Origin of the sequence: Enhygromyxa salina (genome assembly GCF_000737335.2) — a bacterium.
GTDB lineage: Bacteria > Myxococcota_A > Polyangia > Nannocystales > Nannocystaceae > Plesiocystis > Plesiocystis salina_C.
Map to the genome: position 1 here is coordinate 43,002 of NZ_JMCC02000038.1, position 22,981 is coordinate 65,982.

Annotated in this window: 13 protein-coding genes; 4 read left to right on the forward strand and 9 right to left on the reverse strand. The window is 68.2% G+C overall.

Features of this window, described 5'->3' with window-relative positions:
* Position 1: 1 nt before the first annotated feature.
* The 4 genes from DB30_RS15860 to DB30_RS15875 form a co-directional block, all read right to left on the reverse strand.
* Complete coding sequence (locus tag DB30_RS15860) at positions 2-1,513, reverse strand: flotillin family protein (protein ID WP_052549712.1); 1,512 nt, start codon at positions 1,511-1,513, stop codon at positions 2-4.
* 107 nt (positions 1,514-1,620) lie between these two features.
* The gene (locus tag DB30_RS15865) at positions 1,621-2,184 is read right to left on the reverse strand and encodes an NfeD family protein (RefSeq protein ID WP_153258336.1); all 564 of its coding nucleotides are present in this window, start codon (positions 2,182-2,184) and stop codon (positions 1,621-1,623) included.
* A 234-nt stretch (positions 2,185-2,418) separates the two neighbouring features.
* Positions 2,419-3,900: a hypothetical protein gene (locus tag DB30_RS15870; RefSeq protein WP_052549716.1), complete on the reverse strand. Its 1,482-nt coding sequence runs from the start codon at positions 3,898-3,900 to the stop codon at positions 2,419-2,421.
* Positions 3,901-3,963: 63 nt separating this feature from the next.
* Positions 3,964-5,349, reverse strand: a complete 1,386-nt coding sequence (locus DB30_RS15875) for an aldehyde dehydrogenase family protein (protein WP_165703792.1) — start codon at positions 5,347-5,349, stop codon at positions 3,964-3,966.
* A gap of 159 nt (positions 5,350-5,508) precedes the next feature.
* Between DB30_RS15875 and cls the strand changes: the two genes are divergently transcribed.
* A complete protein-coding gene (cls, locus tag DB30_RS15880) occupies positions 5,509-7,014 on the forward strand; it encodes a cardiolipin synthase (RefSeq protein ID WP_052549720.1) in 1,506 nt (501 codons plus the stop codon).
* A gap of 28 nt (positions 7,015-7,042) precedes the next feature.
* Here the strand turns inward: cls and DB30_RS15885 are convergent, their stop codons facing one another.
* From DB30_RS15885 to DB30_RS15900, 4 genes are all read right to left on the reverse strand, one after another.
* On the reverse strand, positions 7,043-7,447 hold the full coding sequence (locus DB30_RS15885) for a hypothetical protein (protein WP_052549721.1): 405 nt from the start codon (positions 7,445-7,447) through the stop codon (positions 7,043-7,045).
* A gap of 33 nt (positions 7,448-7,480) precedes the next feature.
* Positions 7,481-9,595 carry an ammonia-forming cytochrome c nitrite reductase subunit c552 gene (locus DB30_RS15890; protein ID WP_052549723.1) on the reverse strand — a complete coding sequence of 705 codons (2,115 nt, stop codon included), beginning with the start codon at positions 9,593-9,595 and terminating at the stop codon, positions 7,481-7,483.
* A gap of 21 nt (positions 9,596-9,616) precedes the next feature.
* Entirely contained in the window at positions 9,617-10,855 is a 1,239-nt protein-coding gene (locus DB30_RS15895) for an FHA domain-containing serine/threonine-protein kinase (protein WP_052549724.1), read from the reverse strand.
* Positions 10,856-11,519: 664 nt separating this feature from the next.
* Positions 11,520-12,410, reverse strand: coding sequence for a metallophosphoesterase family protein (locus DB30_RS15900; RefSeq protein WP_052549726.1), 891 nt, complete (start codon positions 12,408-12,410; stop codon positions 11,520-11,522).
* A gap of 1,106 nt (positions 12,411-13,516) precedes the next feature.
* On the opposite strand from DB30_RS15900, the gene aspS reads away from it, so the two are divergent.
* From aspS to DB30_RS15915, 3 genes are read left to right on the forward strand one after another with little or no spacing between them, the layout of a single operon-like run.
* Positions 13,517-15,370, forward strand: coding sequence for an aspartate--tRNA ligase (aspS, locus tag DB30_RS15905; protein ID WP_052549728.1), 1,854 nt, complete (start codon positions 13,517-13,519; stop codon positions 15,368-15,370).
* Positions 15,371-15,379: 9 nt separating this feature from the next.
* Entirely contained in the window at positions 15,380-17,296 is a 1,917-nt protein-coding gene (lnt, locus tag DB30_RS15910) for an apolipoprotein N-acyltransferase (protein ID WP_052549731.1), read from the forward strand.
* Positions 17,297-17,356: 60 nt separating this feature from the next.
* Complete coding sequence (locus tag DB30_RS15915) at positions 17,357-18,151, forward strand: M50 family metallopeptidase (RefSeq protein WP_052549733.1); 795 nt, start codon at positions 17,357-17,359, stop codon at positions 18,149-18,151.
* Positions 18,152-19,185: 1,034 nt separating this feature from the next.
* Here DB30_RS15915 and DB30_RS42295 read toward each other — a convergent pair.
* Entirely contained in the window at positions 19,186-22,800 is a 3,615-nt protein-coding gene (locus tag DB30_RS42295; RefSeq protein ID WP_240480247.1) for an amidohydrolase family protein, read from the reverse strand.
* Positions 22,801-22,981: the final 181 nt, after the last annotated feature.

Genomic DNA, 22,981 nt, shown 5'->3' on the forward strand with positions numbered 1-22,981 from the left:
ATCATGACAGCTCCTTGGGGGCCAGCGGGTTGGAGGGTGAGGTCGACAGGCTGGGAGGCTTGAGACCGCCGCCTGCTGGCTTGGATGGGCCGAGGCCGAGGCGCCCGAGCCCCGCGCCCGAGCCCCCGCCGCCACCGCCGCTCGGCGTGTCGCCGCTTGCGAGCACCGAGGGGACGTCGATGCCGATCGTCTCGCGCAGCGCCCGAAGCACGGCCGCCACAGTCTGCGGGTACGAAGCCGCGTAGGCTGCGAGCGCGGAGCCGTCACCACGATCGAGCACGTTGACCTCGCCAACGTCGATGCTGTCCATGTGATCGACGACCGTCGAGATGATCTCCTCGAGGTGCTGGATCACGTAGATCTCTTTCGCGTTGTCGCCCATCGCGGTCCAGGCCGCCGTCGTCGCCGCGAGCACCTCGACGAGCGCGCGCCCGTTCTCGGCCGTTGGCGCGGCGTCCCCCTTGGCGCGGATCGCCTCGGCGGTGCGGCGCGCTTCGGCGGGGATGACCACGTCGGCTTGCAGGCGCCGCTCTTCGAGCTTGGCGCGGATCCGTTGCAGCTCCTGCTCGGCCTGGGCGCGCGCGGTGTTGGCCGCCGCGACGGCCTCGCGCTCGACCGACATGGCCTCACCGTCGAGCTCGGCCCTGACCTTGGCCAGTTGGTTGCGCTGCTGAAGGATCGCGGTCTCGGCCTGGGCCTTGGCGACCTCCGAGCGGCGCTTGGCGGTTGCCTGGGCCTGCGTGACCTCCTGCAGCGCCTGGTTCTCTGCGTTCTCGGCGTCACGCAAGACCTTGGCGATCTGCGGGCGGCCAAGCGAGTCGAGGTAGTTGGTCGAGTCGGCGACGTTTTGGATCTTGAGGGTGTCGAGCTCGAGCCCGAGCTTGTCGAAGTCCTTGACGGCGCTCTCGATCAGCTTCTCTGCGAAGGTCAGCCGATCTTCGTTGACCTGCTCGGGGGTCATGTCGGCGACGACCTCGCGCACGGCCCCTTCTAGGGTCTGCTGGGCGACGATGTAGATCTCGCGCAGGTCTCGACCCAAGAAGCGCTCAATCGCGTTGCGGATCTTCGTTGGGTCCGACTGGATCTTGACGTTGGCGATCGCGTGGATCTGCAGCGGGATGTTGCCCGCCGAGTAGGCGTTCTCGACCACGATGTCGATCGACAGGTTTCGCATGTCCATGCGATCGACCCGCTCGATGATTGGGATCCGCCACTTTCGACCGCGCCCGCCCCCAGCCAACACCTCGGGCTGGTCTTCACGGCCGTGCGGCATGATGACCATGGGGCCAAGATCGACCCCGTCAGCCATGCGCTTGCGCCCCGTGAAGATCAGGACCTCATTGGGCTGGCAGATGTGCAGAAAGTTCTTGATCAGCAAGATCGTCAACAGAAAGAAGCCGGCGACCGCTCCGGCCGCGGCGACCACCGCGGGGAGGGTGATCTCGGCGAGAGGCGGGGCCAGGGCCAGGGCCCCAAACTGGTCCCCGAACTGGGATAGCGCTGCGTGGTACATGATGGGTGAGTTCTCCTGCGAGTCTCGGGTCGGTGAGAGGGGATCTGTGAAGTCAAAGAGGACGAGCCGCGGGCGTCCCCATGGGGACGGCGCGGCTCGTAGTGAAGCTAGGCACGGACGGCTGGGACGGCGCGGGCTGCCGACTCGTACTTGACGACGACGGCCTTGTTTCCGCGCATCTCGAGGATCAGCGCTTGCTCGCCGCGGCTGATCAGATCGTCTTCGGACTCCGCGAGTACGTCGACGGTGGTGCCCATCAGCTCGATGCGAACCTTGCCGAGTCGGCCGGGGCCCACGGCGATCAACATCTCGCCAGACTTGCCAACGTAGTCACTGACGCCAGCGACGACGCCAGTGTCGTTGGCAGACAGCCGGCGGAGGATCGCTACCGCCGTCCAGCCAGTCGCAAACCCAACACCGATCGCCAGGCCAAGCGCGGCGTAGGTCGCCGCGAGATCGAGGCCATCGAGGACCAGTCCAGTGAGACCAAAGAATGCGGCGAAAAAGGTCCAAAACCGCATCGAGCCAAACACGCCGAAGAATCCGCCGAGGTCGCCGTGGGCGTCGTGGCCGGCGTCGGCGTGGGTGTCGAGGTCGCCGTCGAGGTCGCCGTCGGCGTCGAGCTCGGCGTCACCATCGAAGTCACTGTCAGCGTCGTGGTCTCCCCCCATGAGGAGAGACGCTCCCAACAATATGGAACCAAGGACGAGGGCGAACACGTACGCGTAGATGAGCATCTTGACCTCCGGGCGCGGGGTACTGGGGACCCGCTCGCACTATTTCATACCAGGCGAGCGAGACGCGCGGGTGCCTCGCGACAAAACAGGTGTGGTGGGCGGCCCAGGCCAACGGCGCCGCGGTTGCTGGGGTCCGTCGCGGGGGGTGGGCGAGGATCTGTGCGAGCGTCACAGCGCGAGCAGCTTCGGGCCCTGTTCGCCCGGCTCGATCGTCAGCGTGAGCTGACTGTCCAACCACTGCTCGGCGCGATCGGTCGCCGAAACCCCCAAGAGCACGCGCCTGGCCCCTTCTGGGGTCCTGGCGCGGGTCTCGACGAGGACCCGGTAGCCCTCTTCGAGACGGCGAAGGATCCAGCCCAGCAGCCGGCTGGGGTTCTCACAACGAACGATCAAGATCGCGCCAGCTGGCATCCCGCGCACGCGGGTCCAGACCTCGGCGGGGTCAGCCTGGTCGTCGATCGTGATCGATGGCGACAAGAACGCCTGGGCGAGCGTGTCGATGAACCCTGGCTCGCGGACGTAGACGAGCGTGCCCTCACCGATGTCCGCGACGATCTCGTTCAGCTCCGCCTCGCCGTGTCCAAAACTGGGGAGTTCGCGCAGCGTGTCTGCCTCGGGTGATCGGATCGCCGTCATCTCGCGGCGCGTGGAGGCCCGCGCCGCAGCTGCAGCCGTCGCCGCGTTCCCGTGGTCGAGGCGCGTGACCGTCCCCGCCGTACCGGACACGCTCATGCCGCCGGCGGCGCTCATCTCGGCCCTGTCCCGCGCAACCTCTGCCTGGTTCATGGCCGGCGCAGCCGGGGCTGGCGACGCGCTCATGGCCTTCACGGTCGGCGACAGCCTGTTGCGACGATCGACATCCGATGCCGGCGACGACTCTGGGAACGGATCGAACTGCGCCGCTTCGTCATCGTCGTCAGCGGGGACGCCGATGTGGCCGTCGGCCGGGGGCACAATCGCGAAGCCCCGCGCCCCAAACTCTTCCGCCTCGGGCATCGGGCTGGGTCGGACGGGCCGAGAGTCGACGCCTTCCCCGAGCGTCCCGAGGCTCCCGTACTCGTCGGTTCCAAGCGCAGGACCCCCAAATTCATCGTCTTCTGCGAGCGCCCAGGTGCCGCTCTCGAACGCGGCTTCGGCTGGCAACGGCCCGCTGATGCTGTAGTCGACGCTGCCCGGTTCGTCTACGGCAGGGGTGTCGAGCGCCTCTTCAGACAGATCCCGGCGCCGGTTGCCGGTTGGAACATCGTCGGCGTCATCGGGATCATCGAGGCCAAGGGGGAGCGCGGCCGCGGAAGCGACCTCGCCGTCGTCGTCGAGCTCGATCTCCAGGCCCCCGCGGGCTGGGCTCGCGTCGACCCCACCCCGATGCGCGCGCACAGTGATCCCCTCCATGCCCGGCTCGGCGTAGACCGTCCAGCTCGCGCCGGCATCGATCGAGAACTCGACTGGGTTCCCGACCGCGAGCTCAACCTGATGGGCGTCGTCGACCGCCGCGACGATCATCTCGAACAGCTCGGTCGGCGGCAGCACGGTGCTCTCTGCTTCGGCCCCCCGCGCGGTCGTGTAGACCACGGGCTGCCCCGACTCGAGGGTGACCGCAGATGCCGAGCGCCGAACCGCACCATCGAGCAGGCTGAGCAAGGACCGCATGCCGGAACGATATCAAACATGCCACGCTCGTTCGAAGTTGGATCCGCCTTGGGATCTGACGACTCACTCGGGCGCTGGCAGATTGCGGGCGTGGGTGCGCGGCCGCATGAAATTGCGCATGCCGGCGGTGCTGCGCGTGTACCCGAAGCCCGACATTTTCCACCCAACCCACGGCGCACCTGCGGCTGCGCTCAGGCCCCGGTTGATGCCGATCATCCCGGCCTCGAGGCGCTCGGCGACGGCGTCGGTCGAGGCCCCAGCAGGGCCCCAGACCGAGGCGCCGAGCCCATAGTCGGTCGAATTGGCCCGGCGAACCGCCTCGTCGACGTCGGCGTAGCTCGAAATCGCCACCACCGGACCAAAGGTCTCTTCACGAGCGATGCGCATGTCGTCGGAGACCGCCCGCACCACGCTTGGCCCGAGCCAGTAGCCTGGACTCCGGACCTCACCCTCGATCACGAACTGGGCACCGCGATCGCGCGCGTCGGCCAGCTGGGCGAGCACAATCGCACGCTGGGCCTCGCTCGCCATCGGTCCAACGTCTGTATCCTCTGCGAGCGGGTCGCCGATCCGATACGCGCAGACGAGCTGACGAACCTGCTCGACGAACGCTTCCTGCACGTCCTGATGCACGAACACCCGCTCGGTGGCGACACAGATCTGCCCGCTGTTGTTGAGCGAATTTTGGACGGCAAACCGGGCCGCGGCGTCGAGGTCGGCACCCGGAAGCACGATCATCGGATCCTTGCCGCCAAGCTCGAGCACCAGCCGCTTCATCCCGCGGGCAGCTTCGCGCATGATCGCTTGACCGGTCGCGATCGAGCCCGTGAACGCGACCATGTCGATGTTGGCCTCGACGAGCGCCCGCCCGACGCTGCCGCCACCTTGCACGAGGCCAAACACCCCCGCCGGCAGCGTGGCCGCGAGCAGCTCGTGATAGAGCGCCCCGCTGCGCGGGGTGAACTCCGAGGGCTTGAGCACCACCGCGTTGCCGGTCAGCAGCGCCGACATGACCAGGTTGTTTGGCGTGCTGATCGGGAAGTTCCACGGCGCGATCACGGCCGCGACGCCGAGCGGCCGCCACTGGGTCGTGACCTGGATCGCGCCTTCGCTCCCGACCTCGTCTTGGCAGGCCTCGCGGGCCCGCTCGATGAACGCTTCGGTTCGCGTGTGGAGGTTCTTGACCTCGGCGCGGGCGTGCTTGATCGGCTTGCCCATCTCCGTGGTGATCGCTCGCGCGAGCGCCTCGGCAACCTCTTTATCGTCACGGATCCGCGCGGCGAAGCGACGGGCGACCTCGGCCCGCGCCTCGAACCCCAGCGCCTGCCAGCTCGACGCGGCTGCAGCCGCAGACGCGACCTCGCGCTGAATTTGCTCGGGCGTGGAAGCCTCGACGCTGGGTAGCAAGGCTCCGGTCGCGGGGTTGCGGGTCTCGATCGTGTCCGACACGCGGCGCAGTGTAAACGTCAGGAGCCGCATTTCCAGCGCCTCGCGGGTCTGGCGGCCTCGTTCGCGTGCACATCACACGGTCCGCGCTAGCTTGCGATACAGTCGCGCGCGCGTCCTGCTCGACGCGTCTCGATCACCCCTGCCCTCTCCTTCGTTGACGTGATCGAATGGTCGCAAGAGCTGCTCCTGGCGATCGAGATCGGCCTGCTCGCCTATGGGGTGTTTGCTGGGATCACGATCGTGCTCGAGCGTCGGCGGCCGGCGGCGACGCTCGCGTGGATCCTCGTGCTGGTGCTCGTGCCGGTCGTGGGCTTGGTCGCGTACCTGCTCATCGGGCGGCGCAAGGCCAGGCGTAGCCGACGCAGCCGGCGCCGGCTGCGGCTGCGGCCCACCGAGGCGACCGCCGAGATCGCCAACCTCGAGGCGTCGCCAGAGACCATGACGCCCCAAGTGACGGGGTTGCTGCATCTGGCGCTCTCGCACTCGGCGGCACCGATCCGCCACGCGAACGGCGTCGAGATCCTGCGACCGCGTCCGGCCTTCGAGGCGATCGAGCTCGCGATCGCGGCGGCCCAGCACCGCATTCACCTGCAGTTCTACATCTGGCGCGGCGACTCGACCGGCCAGCGCTTGATCGAGCTGCTCACCGAGCGCGCCGCGGCGGGCGTCAAGGTCCGGCTGCTCTACGATGACATCGGCAGCATCGGGACGCCGCTGCGCCACTTCGAGCCGCTGCAGGCCGCTGGGGGTGAAGTCGCTCGCTTCGGTCCGCTGCGCCTGCGCTTCGCCCGACCCAGCGGGCGCCTGGACTTTCGCAACCACCGCAAGCTGCTGTGCATCGACGGCGAGCTGGGCTTCACCGGCGGGCTCAACGTGGGTGACGAGTATCGGGGTGCGAGTCGCAGCGGGCGGGTGTGGAACGACCTGTTCGTGCGGATGACCGGTGACGCCGTGCTCGGGCTCGAGGCCGTGTTCGTAGAGGACTGGCTGACCGCGACCGACGAGCTGGTCGAGCTCTACGCGGATCTTCCACACCGCGACGCGACCCGTTCGATGCTCGAGCGCCCAAGCACGCCAGTGACCTCAACGGGGCCGCTGGTCCAGATCATCCCGAGCGGCCCGGACCAAACCCGTCGGCGCGGTGAGAACAACGCCTCGGTGATCGCGGCGACCTTCGTGGCCGCGATCGGCACCGCGCTCGAGCGGGTCTGGATCGTCACGCCCTATTTCATCCCCGACGAGCCGCTGATCCTGATCTTGCAGACGGCGGCGATGCGGGGCGTCGACGTCAAGATCCTGGTGCCCAACCCGACCGACAACGACCTGCGCTTGGTCGCCTGGGCCGCGCGAAGCTACTACGACGAGCTGATCGCGGTGGGCTGTGAGATCCACGAGTATCGGCCCGGCATGATCCACGCGAAGTACATGGTGATCGATGACAGCGTCGCGATGATCGGGTCAGCCAACATGGACGTGCGCAGCCTGTACCTGAACTACGAGGTCACGGCGATGTTCTACGACGGCGAGGTGACCAAGGCGCTCGCCCAGGTGTTCCTCGACGATCTCGCCGACGGCGTTCAGGTCTGCCGGAAGGATCGCACGGATCTGCGACTGCGCTGGCGGCTCGCAGAGGGCTTCGCGCGGATCCTCTCTCCGCTGCTGTAGTTCTAGGGTTCAATTCTAGGCTTCAATTCTAGTCTTCCGGTTTGACGAGCGCCGTTGCGACCAGGGAGCTGAGCAGCAGCATCGCGCCAGCTGGGACCGCGAGCACGGGCGGCCCCGGATCAGTGGGGCCGTGGAGCAGGCCCCCGAGCATGAAGCCCAGACCGACGAGCGCCGCCCCGAGCAGCGCGGCGCCGCGGATCTTTCGGGCCCAACCCGCAGGGGTATTCAGGCGCTCGAGCGCCCACGCGAGCGCGATGTTGACGATCTCGAGCAGGCCGCCGTGGGCGTGACCGAGGCGCAAGAATTCGCGGCGCAAGGGATCGTCGATCCAGCCCTCGGCGCGCAGTCCATACATCGCCTCGAGCCACAAGCCGGTGGCCAAGAACAGCGCGACCAGGGCGATCGAGGCGCGAAGGTGTCGATCGGCGCTCAAGCGGTTCGGTTGTAGCGCCGAATCTGGCCCTCGTCACTCGCCGATCCAGATCGCCAAGCCCCAGCGATCGCTCGTCAGGCGATCGTGCAGGTCCGGGTGCTCGGCCAGCGGCGCCGGACCAACCAGCGCGCGCACGCGGGTGATGACCTCGACGCGGGCGTCGATCGGCCCGAGGTAGTCGAACTGCGCCAACGCCTCGAGCAGGGCTTCTCGCCCGCTTGCGGACGCGTTCGTGGACTGGTCCACCGACGGCAGCCAGCTGTTTTCAGCTCGGGCGAGGGCTTCTCGCCCGCTTGCGGACGCCTTCCCAGACTGGTTCACCGAGGGCAGCCAAGTGGTATCGGAGCCCGTCTCAGGGTCCAGCTGCTCGACCAGTGATCGGAGCCCCCGCCACGCGAACCACCGGACCGAGGGGTACTCGTCCTCGAGCCCTTCGGCGATCCACGCCATCCGAGCTTCGATCGATCCGGTCGCGTCCGGCCGCGCGAGCGCGTGCGCGGCCAAGTTGCGCTGGATCGGATCGCCCCCCAGCAAGTCCAAGACCACGCGAGACGCCAGCGCCTCCTCGGGCCGCGCGGCGCTCGGATCGACCGGACTGCCCCGAAGACCCAGCGCCGGCATCGACGCGGCCGCCCACGCGCGGGAGCGATCGACGTGACACTGCGTGCACGCGTCCGGCTGATCGGCGCGCCCAAGCAACGCCGCGGGATCGGGGCTCGTGATCCGGTGACTGACCATGCCCTCGAGCAAGCCGTAGGTGACCCGGGGCATGTGGCAGTCGACGCAGTCGACGCTTCGCTCGTGATCACGCAGCGCCGCGTGCCCACCGTGACCGCCCGCTCGAGCCGCGCCGCCAAGCGTGTCCGGCGAGTGACACCCAACGCAGGCGCCCTCCCCCGTCCGACCGGCGCGGGGCTGGCCGTCAGGCGTGGCGCCGTGCATGTCGTGACAGTGTCCGCAGCCCAAGCCGTCGTCGCCGACCGGGTCCCAACACGGTGACAACAGCAAGCCCTGGTACTCGTAGGCCGACAGGCGCGGGGTCCCGTCGGGCCAAAACCTCGCGGCGAATGGGCGCCCGTGGTCGAGCCCCTCGGCGCCCTCGATCGTCGAGTCGGCGAAGATCGGACGCGAGATGTCGGCGAGCTGATCACCCGCGACGAAGCCATCTCCGTCGCGCATGACCTTGGCGATGTCGCGGGCGATCCGCTGGCCGTGACATCGACCGCAGATCTCGCTCTCGCGCGCGGGGCCGAGGGTGGACGGGTTGGCGATCGATCCATCGGTGCCGGGGGTCGCGGACGCGAGCAGGCGCCGCAGCGGGTTGCCCAGGTGGCGCTCGAGGTGAGCGGTCGCCGGTCCGTGGCAGGCCTCGCACGCGATCCCGAGCTCGCCGACCCGGGTGCGAAAGCCCGGCGTGTCCGCGCCGCGCCCCGGCACCGGTTCGGTGTTGTGACAGAAAATGCAGTTGTCGTTCCAGCGGCTGAGGTGGCGCTCGTAGTCGGGCAGCGAGCCGGGCTCGCCCTCAGGCTCGACGAAGGCCCCGTTCATGTGGATCCACCGCTGCTCGGCCCGGTGCCACGCGACCGGCAGCCGCCACAGCTCGGGCGTCGCGCCGACTGGCTGCGTGCCCAACCCGGCCGGGTCGCCGCGCCCGAGCTCCGCGACATATTGCTGGTAGCGATGGCTGCCGACCGTGAGCGTGACCGCGACGTCGAGCACGGGCGGACCGACGACGGACTCCCCCGCGTCGTCGAGGCGTTGAACCAGCACGCGCGGAGCCCCGTCGTCGCCGCGATCCATGGTCGCGCGGAAGCCCCCGTAGTCGAGCTGCTCGCCGGCGAACGGCGCGAGCACGCCAGCTTGCCCGGTCGCGCCCCCCGGCCCGATCAGGGCCCGCTCGGCCGCGGCGAGGTGGCCTCGCGCCGGCTGTTGGGTCATCGTCCGGTGCCAGCTGTCGTGCCAGCTGCGCCACTGCGCCGGATGGCAGCCGCGACACGAGGACGAGCCCGCGACCGGATCTCCGTGTCGCTCGAGGTCCGCCCACGCCGGCTCATCGCTGGCCGTCCACGCGAGCCCCAGCCCCGCCGCGAGCGACCAGACCAACGCCGGACCGAACAATAGCGTTGGGGCCAGCCACGCGCGCGCCATGGTCACGCCACACGCGAGGCCTCAGGTCGCGGGCCCTGGGATCGCCTGAATGATGATCTCGCGGTCGTAGAGGCGGATCGAAGCCTTGCTGCCGTCGGTGGGAAGCGGCGAAGGGATCCCCGGGGTCATGCTGCGGCCCTGGTACACCGTGCCATTTTGGCTGTGCAGATCCGCGATCCACAGCTGCCCCCGATGACTGTAGACACACGCGTGCAGCCGGCTGAGCCGACGCGAGGTGACCTGGAACTGGCACGCCTCGTGGCGGCCGAGCACGACCGGGCCCTTGCGAACGTCGAACGCCTTGACCGTGGGATCTTGCGGGCTGCTGAACTGGATGACGGGCATCGGCAGCGGCGAAAACAGCGGCTGCGCCTGGGCCGGGGGCGCCCACAGTTGATCGGCCATGGCGGCCTGCGCGAACGCGTCGGACTGCTCGCGCGAGCTCGAGTAGCGATAGCGAGGGTCCTTCGCCATCGCCTTTTCCATGAAGCGATCGATGTTGGGCGCCGCGACCACCCGCTGCTCACTGCCGTGCAAGGTGCTGCCGTTCTCGTGGGCCTGAGCCGGGATCGGCACGCGGAGCGGGGGCACCGGCGCGTTCATGTGCTGCTGCAGCAGGTCGGGCAGGTTGCGCCCATCAAACGGCGGCCGACCGCACAGCAGCTCGTAGCAGAGCACCGCCAGCGCGTAGCGATCCGTGGCCGGACCGACGTGCTTGGTGTCGCGGAACTGCTCCGGGCTCATGTAGTGCGGGGTCCCAAACACCGAGCCGGTCGTGGTCGCGGCCTCTTCGGACAGCCACTTGGCGATCCCGAGATCGATGATCACCGGCTCCCAGCCGTCGGGGCGATTGCGCAGCAGCACGTTGTCCGGCTTGAGATCGCGGTGCAGCACGCCGTCGCCGTGGAGCTCGTCGAGGCTGCGACCCACGCCCTCGAGCATGCGGTGGACCGCCCAGCCATCGCCCGGGCGGATCACCGCGGAGGGCACCAGCCCGTCGACGAACTCCATCGCCATCCACGTGCGTCCGTAGTCGTCGACGTTCCAGGTCTCGACCCTGATCACGCCGTGCAGATGCATGCTCAGCATCAGGTCGGCCTCACGCGTGAAGCGGACGGCCGCCTCGCTGTTCTCGTGGACCTCGGCGCGCAGCCACTTCACCACGACCAAGCGGCGGTCGATAACGTCGACGCACAAGTGCACGTCGCCGACGGCCCCCTCACCGAGGGGCCGGATCCGCTTGTGCGGGCATTCGGCCATCTCCCTCACTCTACCTATTTTACACCCCCACATACACCTCAGACTTCGCCGACCGCAGCGGCTTCTTTAGACCCCCACATACACCTTAGACTTCGCCGACTGCAGCGGCTTCTTTAGACCCCCACATACACCTTAGACTTCGCCGACTGCAGCCGCTGGCGCGTCTGGTCGCTTCGCTCCTCGGGGCTGGCTGTGCGCAGGCGCATGTGTGGCCCCCTAGAAGGGGGCTCGGGTGGCTCCGGCGGACTCGTACGGGGTCCTTCGGCGGACTTGTACGGGGCCTTCGGTGGACTCCTACGGGGCCTTCGGTGGACTCGTACGGGGCCTTCGGTGGACTTGTGCGGGTCCTTCGGTGGACTCGTGCGAGGCCTTCGGTGGACTCGTGCGGGGACTCGTGCGGGTCCTTCGGTGGACTCGTACGGGTCCTTCGGTGGACTCGTACGGGTCCTTCGGTGGACTTGTACGGGGCCTTCGGTGGACTCCTACAGGGTCCTTCGGTGGACTCGTACGGGTCCTTCGGCGGGCTCGTACGGGTCCTTCGGTGGACTTGTGCGGGTCCTTCGCTGATCGCTCATCGGGGCTTCGGCGGACGCGTGAGGGTCTTCGCCGACTGCTGCTCGTGGGCGACGGGGTACTCACTTGGCCGACGACCGCTGGGGCGCTGTCACGCGAGCGCTTGTTTGGGCGCGGCCGGGGCGTCTTGGCGGAAGTCGGCGCCGTCCCAGCGATAGACTTCGCGGTCGATCTGCTGGCCCTCGACTCGATACACGCTAAACGCTGCTTCGCGGCCTGGGTGGCGCGAGGTGTTGGTCGCGGAGCTGATCCCGTGGACCGGCACGGGCGCGTTGGCGCCCGGGATCGTTCCTATGATCTCTCGGTGCTCGTGGCCGTGCAAGATCAACTCTGCGCCCTGCCGGGCGATGACCTGGCCGAAGGCTTGGAGATCGACCAAGTCATGGCGGCGCAGGGCCTCGCCGGGCATCACGGGGTGGTGGATCAACACGATCCGGGTCCGGCCCTCGACCGCGAGCTGCTCGAGCACGGCATCGAGGCGCTCGAGCTGCTCGCTGCCGACGGTCCCCACCGCGTACAGCGGCAAGCTCGCCTGCGCGGTCGAGACCCCGATGAGCGCGACCTCGTCAAAGCGCTGCACGAACGGATAGTACTGGCCATCCTCGTCGGTGCGCTCGCCCTGCATGAAGTGCCCCAGCATCGCCTCGAAGCGTCGGCTCCGCACCGAGCCGCGGGTGTAGGCGTCATGATTGCCTGGGATCACGGTCACGGGGAGCCCGATACCCGCGAGCTTGTCCGCGATGTGCTCGAACTCCTGCTCGAGCGCGAGGTTGCTGAGGTCACCCGTGATCACGACGCGATCAACCCCGAGCTCGCGGGCGTGCTCGACCAGGCGGTCGAACAGCCGGCCGTCGTGATGCTTGCCGCGCTTGAGCATCAGGTTGACCCCCCCGGTCAGCCGCTTGTTGAGGAACCGGTGGGCCCCGACCCCGCGCAGGCTCAGCAGGTGGATGTCAGAGCAATGAAGAAAGCACAGCGGCATGATCTCGTGAGCTCGGCGGCACCCGCCTGCCCACTATTTAGCACGCGATCCGCCCACCGTGGCAACGTGCGAAACCCCCGGTGAGGCAGCCACCAACCCCGACGAGCGAAGCGCCAGACGCGTCAGCCGCTGTGGTCGGCGAACCCCGTGCGCGTCCGCCGAAGCCACCCGATCCCCCTTCCAGTCCCCGTACACGTCCCCCGAAGCCACTCGAGCCCCCTTCCAGGGGGCCAAACATGCGGATGCGAACAGCCAGCCCCGAGGAGCGAAGCGACCAGAAGCCCCCGTACGCGTCCCCCAAAGCCACTCGAGCCCCCTTCCAGTCCCCGTACGCGTCCCCCGAAGCCACTCGAGCCCCCTTCCAGGGGGCCAAACATGCGGATGCGAACAGCCAGCCCCGAGGAGCGAAGCGACCAGAAGCCCCCGTACGCGTCCCCCAAAGCCACTCGAGCCCCCTTCCAGTCCCCGTACGCGTCCCCCGAAGCCACTCGAGCCCCCTTCCAGGGGGCCAAACATGCGGATGCGAACAGCCAGCCCCGAGGAGCGAAGCGACCAGAAGCCCCCGTACGCGTCCCCCAAAGCCACTCGAGCCCCCTTCCAGTCCCCGTACGCGTCCCCCGAAGCCACTCGAGCCCCCTTCCAGGGGGCCAAACATGCGGATGCGAACAGCCAGCCCCGAGGAGCGAAGCGACCAGACGCGCCAGCGGCTGCAGTCGGCGAGGTCTAAGGTCCATGTGGGGGTCTAGAGAAGCCGCAGTCGGCGAGGTCTAAGGCCTATGTGGGGGTCTAGAGAAGCCGCAGTCGGCGAGGTCTAAGGCCTATGTGGGGGTCTAGAGAAGCCGCAGTCGGCGAGGTCTAAGGCCTATGTGGGGGTCTAGAGAAGCCGCAGTCGGCGAGGTCTAAGGCCTATGTGGGGGTCTAGAGAAGCCGCAGTCGGCGAGGTCTAAGGCCTATGTGGGGGTCTAGAGAAGCCGCAGTCGGCGAGGTCTAAGGCCTATGTGGGGGTCTAGAGAAGCCGCAGTCGGCGAGGTCCAAGGTCCAAGGTCCATGTGGGGGATTTTAAGGATGATGCGAGGGGGGGCAGTTTTGTCTACATTTGCGGCGACATGCCAACCCTGCTCGAGATCGGTCGGACCCATACGTGCGGTGATTTGCGCCTGAGCAACGAAGGTGAGCGCGCGGTGTTGTTCGGCTGGGTCAACTCCCGCCGAGACCACGGCGGTCGCGTCTTCGTCGATCTGCGTGACCGCGAGGGCATGACCCAGGTCGTGTTCGGCCCCGATGTCGACGCCGCCGCCTATGAAGCCGCGCAGGCGCTGCGTGGCGAACACTGCATCGGCGTCGCCGGCAAGATCCTCCGCCGCGTCGACAACGACGGCAACCCCAACGCCAACCCCAACATGCCGACCGGCGAGATCGAGCTCGAGGTCGACAGCTTCGAGCTGTTCTCGAAGGCCGAGACCCCACCCTTCGACATCTCGAAGGACGACCGGCTCGATACCCACGAGAACTTGCGCCTGCAGTACCGCTACCTGGATCTGCGTCGGCCCTCGCTGCAGCGCAACTTCATCTTGCGGTCCCGACTCGGGACGATCACCCGCGCGCACATGTCCGATCTCGGGTTCCTCGAGCTCGAGACCCCGTACATGGTCAAGTACACGCCCGGCGGGGCCCGCAATTTCTTGGTCCCGAGCCGGCTCAACCCGGGCTGCTTCTACGCCCTGGCCGAGAGCCCGCAGATCTTCAAGCAGCTGTTCATGGTCTCGGGCTTCGACAAGTACTTTCAGATCACCCGCTGCTTCCGCGACGAAGATCTGCGCAACGATCGTCAGCCCGAGTTCACGCAGATCGACGTCGAGCTCAGCTTCGCCACGCCCGAGCGGGTGTTCGAGGTCATGGAGTCCCTGATGACCCGGCTGTGGAAGGATCTGCTGGGCGTCGAGATCCCCACGCCGTTCCGGCGCCTGACCTGGGCCGAGGCCATGGCTCGCTATGGCTCGGACAAGCCGGACACGCGGTTTGGCCTCGAGCTCTCGGATCTGACCGCGCTCACCCGTGGCTGCGGGTTCGCGGTGTTCGAGGGCGCCGAGCACGTCAAGGGGCTGTGCCTGCCTCCCGAGCACGGGCCGGGCTACGGTCGCGGCAAGATCGACAAGCTCACCGCGTTCGCCAAGAAGCGCGAGTCCGGCGGCGCCAAGGGCCTCGCCTGGGCCCGCGTCGAGGACGGCGGGACCTGGCAGGGCGGCAGCGCCAAGTTCATCGCCCCCGAGCTGCAGACCAAGATCAGCGCCGAGATGGGCGCCGAGCCCGGCTCGCTGCTGCTGTTCGTCGCCGACAGCTTCGAGACCACCCACGCGGTGCTCAACGCGATCCGCCTGCAGCTGCGCGACGAGCTCGACCTGCTGCCCAGCTCGGGACCCACGCTGTGGAACTTCTTGTGGGTCACCGACTTTCCCCTGTTCGAGCGCAACCGCGAGGGCAAGTGGGTCTCTTCGCACCACCCGTTCACGTCCCCGCGTGACGAGCACGTCGAGCTGCTGACCCGCGATCCCGGCCAGGTCCTCGCCCGCGCCTACGACCTGGTGCTCAACGGCAACGAGGTTGGTGGCGGCTCGATCCGTATCCACCGCGCCGACGTCCAGGCCAAGGTGTTCGAGGCGCTGGGCATGAGCGAAGAGGAGAAGCAGGCTAAGTTCGGGTTCCTGCTCGACGCGTTCAAGTATGGCCCGCCCCCCCACGGTGGCATCGCCCTGGGCGTCGATCGCCTGTCGATGTTGATGGCGGGAGCCGACAGCCTGCGCGACGTGATCGCCTTCCCCAAGACCCAAAAAGGTCAGGATCTGATGACCCAGTGCCCCACCCCCGCCGACGAACCGCAGTTGGCCGAGCTCTTCATCCGTCATCGGGCCCTGCCCAACGACGCAGCGAGCGACGCCGCCGACGGCGACGGGAAGACCTAGGAGTCCATCGTGAGCGCCGACGACAGCGACAGCAACCCTCGCCTCGAGAAGGCCGGGTCGGGGGCGGGATCGGGGACCAAGTCGGGGTCGGGAGCGCGAGACCCCTCGAGCTCCGCGTCCGCGTCCCTGTCTGGCTCCGGCATCAACGAGATCGTCCACACGATCGACGACGACACGACCGAGCAAGACCGGCTCGAGCTCGTGCAGTCCGCGTCCAGGCGCCACAACCAAGCCTCGGGTTGGATCGACAACAGCCCCGATGCTTCAGGTGGCGGCAAGCGACCTCAGCCAACCGGGTCGACCAAGCACCTGGGGAACGAGCGCTTCTTCGACCCGCTGCGGCTGCTGGCCGCCGTCGCAACCGGCTCGGCGATGTGGATCTCCGCCCCCGACATCGACGTCTGGTGGCTGGCATTTTTTGGGTGGGTCCCGCTCTTGTGGGCGATCCACGGGCGCCCGCCCAAGCACGCGTTCTTCTATGGCTGGCTGGCTGGCTACGTCGCGGTGTTCGTTGGCTTCTTCTGGATGAGCGAGCTGCTGACCCGCTTCGCCGGGTTTGGGACCGCGGGCGCGGCCGGGGTCACCAGCTTGTTCGCCCTGTTTCTGGGGCTGCAGTGGGCGCTGTCCGCCTGGATCACCCGGCACGTGTGCGACAAAACCGGCCGCTCGACGCTGCTGATCTTCCCCATGGCGTGGGCGGGCGTGGAGCTGCTCATGTCGACGATCAGCATCTTCCCGGTCCACATGGCGCTGAGCTGGGCGTGGCAGCCGCTGTGGATCCAGACCGCGGAGATCGGCGGGGCGCTGACCGTCAGCTTCGTCATGATCGCGATCAACGCCGCGCTGTGGGAGTGCATCCTCAGCTACATCGAGACCGGCAAGCTCGACAAGGTCGCCGTTGGCACCCTCGCCGCCTGGATGATCGGCGTACCCGCGTACGGTTGGGTTCGGATCAAGCAGGTCGAGACCCAGATGCAGGCCGCCCCGCAACTGCGCGTGGGCGTGGTCCAAGGCAACTTCGGGATCGAGACCTACAGCACGCCGGGCATGAAGCCCCTGCTGTTGCGGGAGCTCCAGCGGGTCACGGCGGCGCTGCAGGCTGACGGCGCCCAGGTGGTCCTGTGGGGCGAGACCGCGTACCCCTACGGGCGCTTCTCTCGCCAACACGAGCGAGATCTCGAGCTCAATGATCGTCGGCGGATCCAGCGTGGCTTCGACGTCCCGGTGATCGTCGGCCTGGTCACGCGCGACGCGACCGGCGAGAACCCCTACGCGTGGAACACCGCGTGGGTGCTGGACCAGGACGGGCGTTGGGGCGATCGCTACGACAAGAACTACCCGCTGATGTTTGGTGAGGCGGCCCCGCCCGGGGTGGATCCGGCCTGGTACCTCGACAAGATCCCGTCGGCGTCGCACCTCAACCGCGGTGACGGACCCGCTGCGATCACGGCGTCCGGCTACGAGTTTGGCGCGCTGATCTGCTACGAGGACATCTTGGCCTCGTTCACGCGCGAGGTCGCCAACGAGGGCGTCAACGCGCTCGTCAACCTCACCAACGACTCGTGGTTTGGCAAGACCCGCGAGCAGTCCGAGCACCTCGGCCTCGCTGTGTTCCGCGCGGTCGAGCACCGCAAGGGCCTGCTGCGATCGGTCAACGCTGGGATCTCGGCCTACATCGATCCAGTCGGTCGCGTGGTCGAGCAGACCGAGGTCACCGACTCCGACGCCGACCTGTTCCGCGGCGCCGAGGGCTTCTCCGTCGACGTGCCCATGATGTCGGCGCAGGGGCGGACGCTGTTCGGTTGGACCGGCAGCCTGTTCGGCTGGCTGTGCATTGGCGGCCTCGCCGGGTTGTTTGTCCACAGCCGCTACCGTCGCCCGCGCGAGGCTGCGCACGGCAAGCCAGCGCCTGATCAGGGGTCCTGAGCCCGCCGTCAGCGCGCCGCTGGTGTGACATCGCCGCGCGCGGTGCTAGTTTGTCCCGCGGTGGCATCCTACGACGAGATCAAGCAACGCGCGCGCAACAGCGATCCCGAGCGGATCGCCCGGCGCACTCGGTGGTTTCTGCTCGGAAGCATCGCGGTCACGCTGGCGCTGTACGTCGTGCCCTACGGCTTTGTCGTCGCGATGCCGCTGATCTGGCTCTCGACCTTAGTTCATGAGCTGGGTCACGGGTTCACGGCCGCGCTGCTTGGCGGTCATTTCAACAGCTTCGTGATGCACCCAGACGCGTCCGGTGCCGCGAGCTGGTCGGCGGGCGCCGGGTTCGGCCCGATCCGGCAGGCAATGGTCGCGGCGGGCGGGCTCGTCGGTCCGGCGATCATCGCGTCGATCGGCTTCGTGCTCGCGCGCAACCCCAAGGCCGCGCAGTACACCTTGATGGCTGGGGTGTTCGCGCTGGTCGGCATCGCTATCTTGGTGGTTCGCAACCCGTTCGGCTGGGGCTTCGTCGCGGGGCTCGTCGTGCTGCTCGCGGTGCTCGGGACCCGCAAGCAACCCGAGCCGGCGCAGCTCGGACTGGTGTTCTTGTCGACCCAGCTCGCGATGTCGGTGTTCTCGCGTGGGGACTACCTGTTCATGGAGTTCGCCCACACCGCCGACGGCGTGATGCCATCGGACGTCTCGCAGATGTCCAACGCGCTGTTTGGACCGTACTGGCTGTGGGGTGGCCTGTGCGGGCTGTTCTCGCTGGCGGTGCTCGGCGCTGGACTGTGGGTGTTCTTCAAGGGCTTCGACGGCCTGCGGCTCTGGCCTCGCAAGCCCGCACCGAAGTCGTCGTAGCACCCAAGCGGTAGCGAGGCTCCTCTGCATGGACATCGCCTCGCCTCGGTGAGCGACCTGAGCGGGTGCGGGGGTCGACGTGCTGATCGGGCAGCGCGCACGACCCGTGAGGGTCCCTCCGGGCACGGAGGGCTCAAGACGCTACTTTGCGTTGTCATGGATCGCTGTCGACGAGGTCGGGCTGTGGCTTCGGTCGGGCACTCGCAACGCCCTCTTATTGTGCCCGGAGCGACCCTCACGGGTCTTCTGTGCGCTTCTCGTCGTTCGCGACGGCGGCTACGCGCTCGGGATCGGGCAGTTCTTGGTCAACCACTGCTCCGCTCGAGCGGGCGACCTTCCACGCCTGCTGGCATCCATTGGTTTCGCGGGCGTACCTCGAGCATCGCCTGCGCACGCGGGCTCGGGTTGCGAGCGGGTTGTCATCGGCGGCTTCTTGCGCCACGCCACGCCACGCCACTGCACGTCGCTCGGATGCTCGCGTGCGACAGCGCCTGGATCGACGTCGTGCTCGGGGAGCGCTGTCGCTGCACCTGCGCGACCACTCGAAAGCAGGCGCAGCTCTCGACGGACGCGAGCATTCGAACGACCACCGCAAGCATCGAGTGCAACCTTCGCAACCAGCACTGTTGGACCCCAAGACGCCCCTCGATCCCGAGCGCGTAGCCGCCGTCGCGAACGACGAGAAGCGCACAGAAGACCCGTGAGGGTCGCTCCGGGCACAATAAGAGGGCGTTGCGAGTGCCCGACCGAAGCCACAGCCCGACCTCGTCGACAGCGATCCATGACAACGCAAAGTAGCGTCTTGAGCCCTCCGTGCCCGGAGCGACCCTCACGGGTCGTGCGCGCTGCCCGATCAGCACATCGCCCCCCGCAGACCGGCCCCCGACTCGTGCGGCCTCTGTCGCTCACCCGAAACGACCTCCTCGCGGGAAGGGAGATCTAGTTTGTTCGGGTACGCTCCTTTGCGCGGGCGCAAGCTCGACTCGAATACGCCGAATTTGGCGTGTCAAGGACGCTAGAGTCAGCAGGCTAGCCTAATGCCGGCAGGTGTCGTGGGTGACGCCGCTCGCGTCAGTGGAGGCGCCGCCGCTCACGGGGATCCCCAGCGCCCCCTCGGGTCGCGCCGCCCCGTCGAGCTGCCACCACAGCGGCGCGGCGTCGCGCGGGTGGTTGCCGAGCTCCGCCATCGTCGTCGCGTCGAACAAGCGCCCGTTGATCACGGTGTAGGCGACGTTCTCACTGGCCCGAATGTCGGCCAGCGGATCGCCCTCGATCACGGCGATGTCGGCGAGCTTCCCGACCTCGAGCGAGCCGATGTCAGCGTCCAGTCCGATGTAGCGCGCGCCGTTGAGGGTGCCCGCGCGCAGGGCCTCGTGCGGGCTCATGCCACCTTGGACGAACATCCACAGCTCCCAGTGCGCGCCAAGGCCCTCGCGCTGGCCGTGGGCACCAAGGTTCACGGCGACGCCGGCGTCGGCCAGCTGCTTGGCGATCTCGGCGGCCCGGAAGTGGTTCCAGTCGCCCTCGCCCACGTGCATGCGCCGGCGCGCGCGTGGGTCGACCCTGTCGCGCGGGACGTAAGCGAGCAGGCGATCGTGGTCCCAGACATCGGTGTGCTGATACCAGTAGTTCTCGCCCCAGATCCCGCCGTAGGCGACCACCAGCGTCGGGGTGTAGCCGACCTGCGTGCCGCCCCACAGCTGTCGGACGTCGTCGTAGATCGCCCCCACTGGGATCGCGTGCTCGACCCCGGTGTGGCCGTCGACGACCATGGTCATGTTGTGCTGGTACAGCGAGCCGCCCTCGGGCACGACCATCATCTCGAGCTCGCGCGCCGCCTGCAGCACCTTTTGACGCTGGTCTCGGCGCGGCTGGTTGTAGCTCTTGACCGAGATCGCGCCGATCGACTTCATGCGCCGCAGGTGCATGCGCGCGTCGTCGAGGGTCTCGACCTGCGAGCGAAACGACCCCTCGGCGCCGTAGAGGATCGTCCCCGTCGAGTAGATCCGCGGCCCCACGTCCTCGCCCGCGCGGACCAGCTCGGACGCAGAGAAGATCGTCAGGCTGTCGTTGCTGGGATCGTGAACGGTCGTGACGCCAAACCCAAGCTCGGCGTAGTGCAGCCAATTTTGCTCGGGCTGGATCCCGTGGGTGCCCTGCGGCCCGTGGGCGTGGACGTCGACGAGCCCGGGGATCAGCGTGTGGCCCGAGACGTCGAGCTGCGTGGCGTCGGCGGGGATCTGGACCTGATCGCGGGGACCGATCGCAACGATGCGGTTTTGGTCGATCACGATCGTGCCGTCCGCGATCACCTCGTCGCCCTTCATGGTCACGAGCTTGCCGCCAACCAGCGCCAGCTTGCCGCTCGGGACGTCGCTGGGCATGGAAAACCCAACGTTGACGACCTCGATCCTGGGCTCGGGCGTGGGCGCGAGCTTCATGACCTCGGTCTTGCTCGCGAATTCTGGATTGGTTGCGCGGACCTCCGCGAGGATCGCCGCGGCCTTTTGCTCGTCGCCGCAGGCCTTCCAGACCGCGCCAACGTTGAAGCGCGCGACCGCCATGGCGCCGGGGAACGCGTCGTTGAGCAGGTCGTACTTGCGGGCTAGGTCCGCGCACTCGTCGGTGGTGAGCTGGTCGGCCTTGGCGAGCTCGTACTCCGCGTAGATCGCCTCGAGCTGGCGGACGGCCTGGGCGTTGCGCTCGGGCGCGCCGTCGAGAAACGCGAACACATCGTGCAGCGGCCGGGTGTGCAGCTCGGGACCCAGGACCCAGTGCAGGGCCTTGCCGTCGCCGGACCAGTGCACGAACCACCCGGCCTGTTCGCTGACCTTGCCAACCGGGAGCCCAGCGCCGCCGGGGCCGATCTCGACCGGCTTGGCGTCGTCGCTGCCAAGCTGCGGAAACGGGACCACGTAGACCCGAAAGCCCTCGACGAAGGCGACGAAGCGACCATCGGGGGAGACCGCGAACTGCTCCGCGCGGGCCGATTGGTAGTGCTCGCGGCGGTGCTTGCCGTCGAGCTCCATGCTGGTCAGCAGCCGCGCGTCTTCGGGGCCGTCTTCGAGCAGGTACACCCGATCCGAGCGGGTCCCAAACTGCGGCTCGACGCCGCTGCGGCTCACCCGGATTTCTTTGGGCACGGCCGCAGGCGCGCCGCGACGCGCTCGCTTGGTCCCGCCAAGCTCGATCGGCAGCGCGTAGACACCTGGCTGCTCCGACCACCGCGGCGAGACCAAGCCGCCGCCCGAGGTCCGGCGGTAGACCACGTGGCTGTTGTCCGGCGAGAGCACCGGCTCGACGTAGTGGCCGGGCTCGCCGCTGACGAGCTTGCCCTCGCCGCCGGTGATCGGGACCACCCGCACCGAGCCGAGCTCCGCGTCGTCCCAGCTGACATAGACGACCCACTGCCCGTCGCGCGAGAGGCTTGGGTAGTACTCGTGGTGATCGTCTTGCTTGGTCAGGCGCCGGACCTCGCCGGACTGCATGTCGCGGACGTAGAGCTTGCCGATCGCCTGGTAGACCAGCTTGCTGCCGTCGGGGCTCAGCTGTGGCCAGCGCAGCAGCTTGACGTCGAATTGGGCCGGCGCGACCTCGACCGGGAACCTGGCGGCCGCCGAGACCTGTCGGGTGTGCTCGACCCGAAACGGGATGTCTTTGACCGCACCCCCGCGCGCGCCGACCTCGTGGAGCTTGCCGCCAGCCCAGAACACCAGCGTCTGCGAGTCGGGGGTCCAGTCGATCTGCGGGTAGACCCCGTGGATCGCCCAGGTCTCTTGCATGTCGCGATCGAGCGCGTCGTAGACCGGCCACTCGGCGCCGCTGTCGAGCTCGCGCACGTAGAGCACCGAGTCCAGCTGCACCCGCCGGACGTAGGCCATGAGCTTGCCGTCGGGCGATGGGGTTGGCCGCACCGCTCCGCCAGCGCCACCGATATAGGGCTCGAGCCGGCCCTCCTCGAGATCGAGCCGCTGGATCGCGTAGATCTGCCCGTTCGGATCCTTGTTGTAGTCGAACGCCCGGCCTGGGGTCAGATCCTCGGAGAAGTAGAGGTAGCGCCCGTCGGGGGAGAACACCGGCTCACCGGCGTCTTTTTGCTCGGTCCGCTTGTTGGTCAGCTGCACCCCCTTGCCGCCGCTGCGGTGGTACAGCCACATCTCGCCCGCGCCGATGCTGCGCCGCGAGGTGAAGTGCTTGCGGGCGACGATGTACTCGCCGTCGGGCGACCAGGCGGGCGCGCTGAGCAGACGGAAGTCTTCGTCGGTCACCGGCCTGGGCTCGCCTGCCCCGTCGGCCGCGAGCACCCAGATGTTGTCACCGCCGCCGCGATCGCTGGTGAACGCGATCCACTTGCCGTCTGGCGAGAAGCGCGGCTGCATGTCCCACGCCATGCCCTCGGTCAGCGGCTTGGCCGTCCCACCCGCGCGCGGCAGTAAATAGAGATCGCCGAGCAGGTCGAACACGATCAGCTGGCCGTCGGGGCTGAGATCGAGGTTCATCCAGGTGCCGGTCTCGGTCGCGATCGAGATCTCGCGCGCGTCGCCCGGGGGCTGCTGCACGTCCCACTTGCAGTCCGAAGCATCCGGCTTGGCGCACAGCGTGGGCGGATCCATGCCCGCGTCGCGCAGCGTGGAGCCCGACGGCGCCATCACGGGTGTGTCGGGCCCCGAGGATGTGGGGGCACATCCGGTCGAGGCCGACACGCCCGCCACCGAGATACCAACCACGAGGAGCTTCGAGCAGCGATGGAGCCAAGCGCGTGTCATCTCGCCAGACTGTCGCACATCCGACCTGCGAGGTTTCGGGGTGCCCACGGCGCCCCCCGAAACA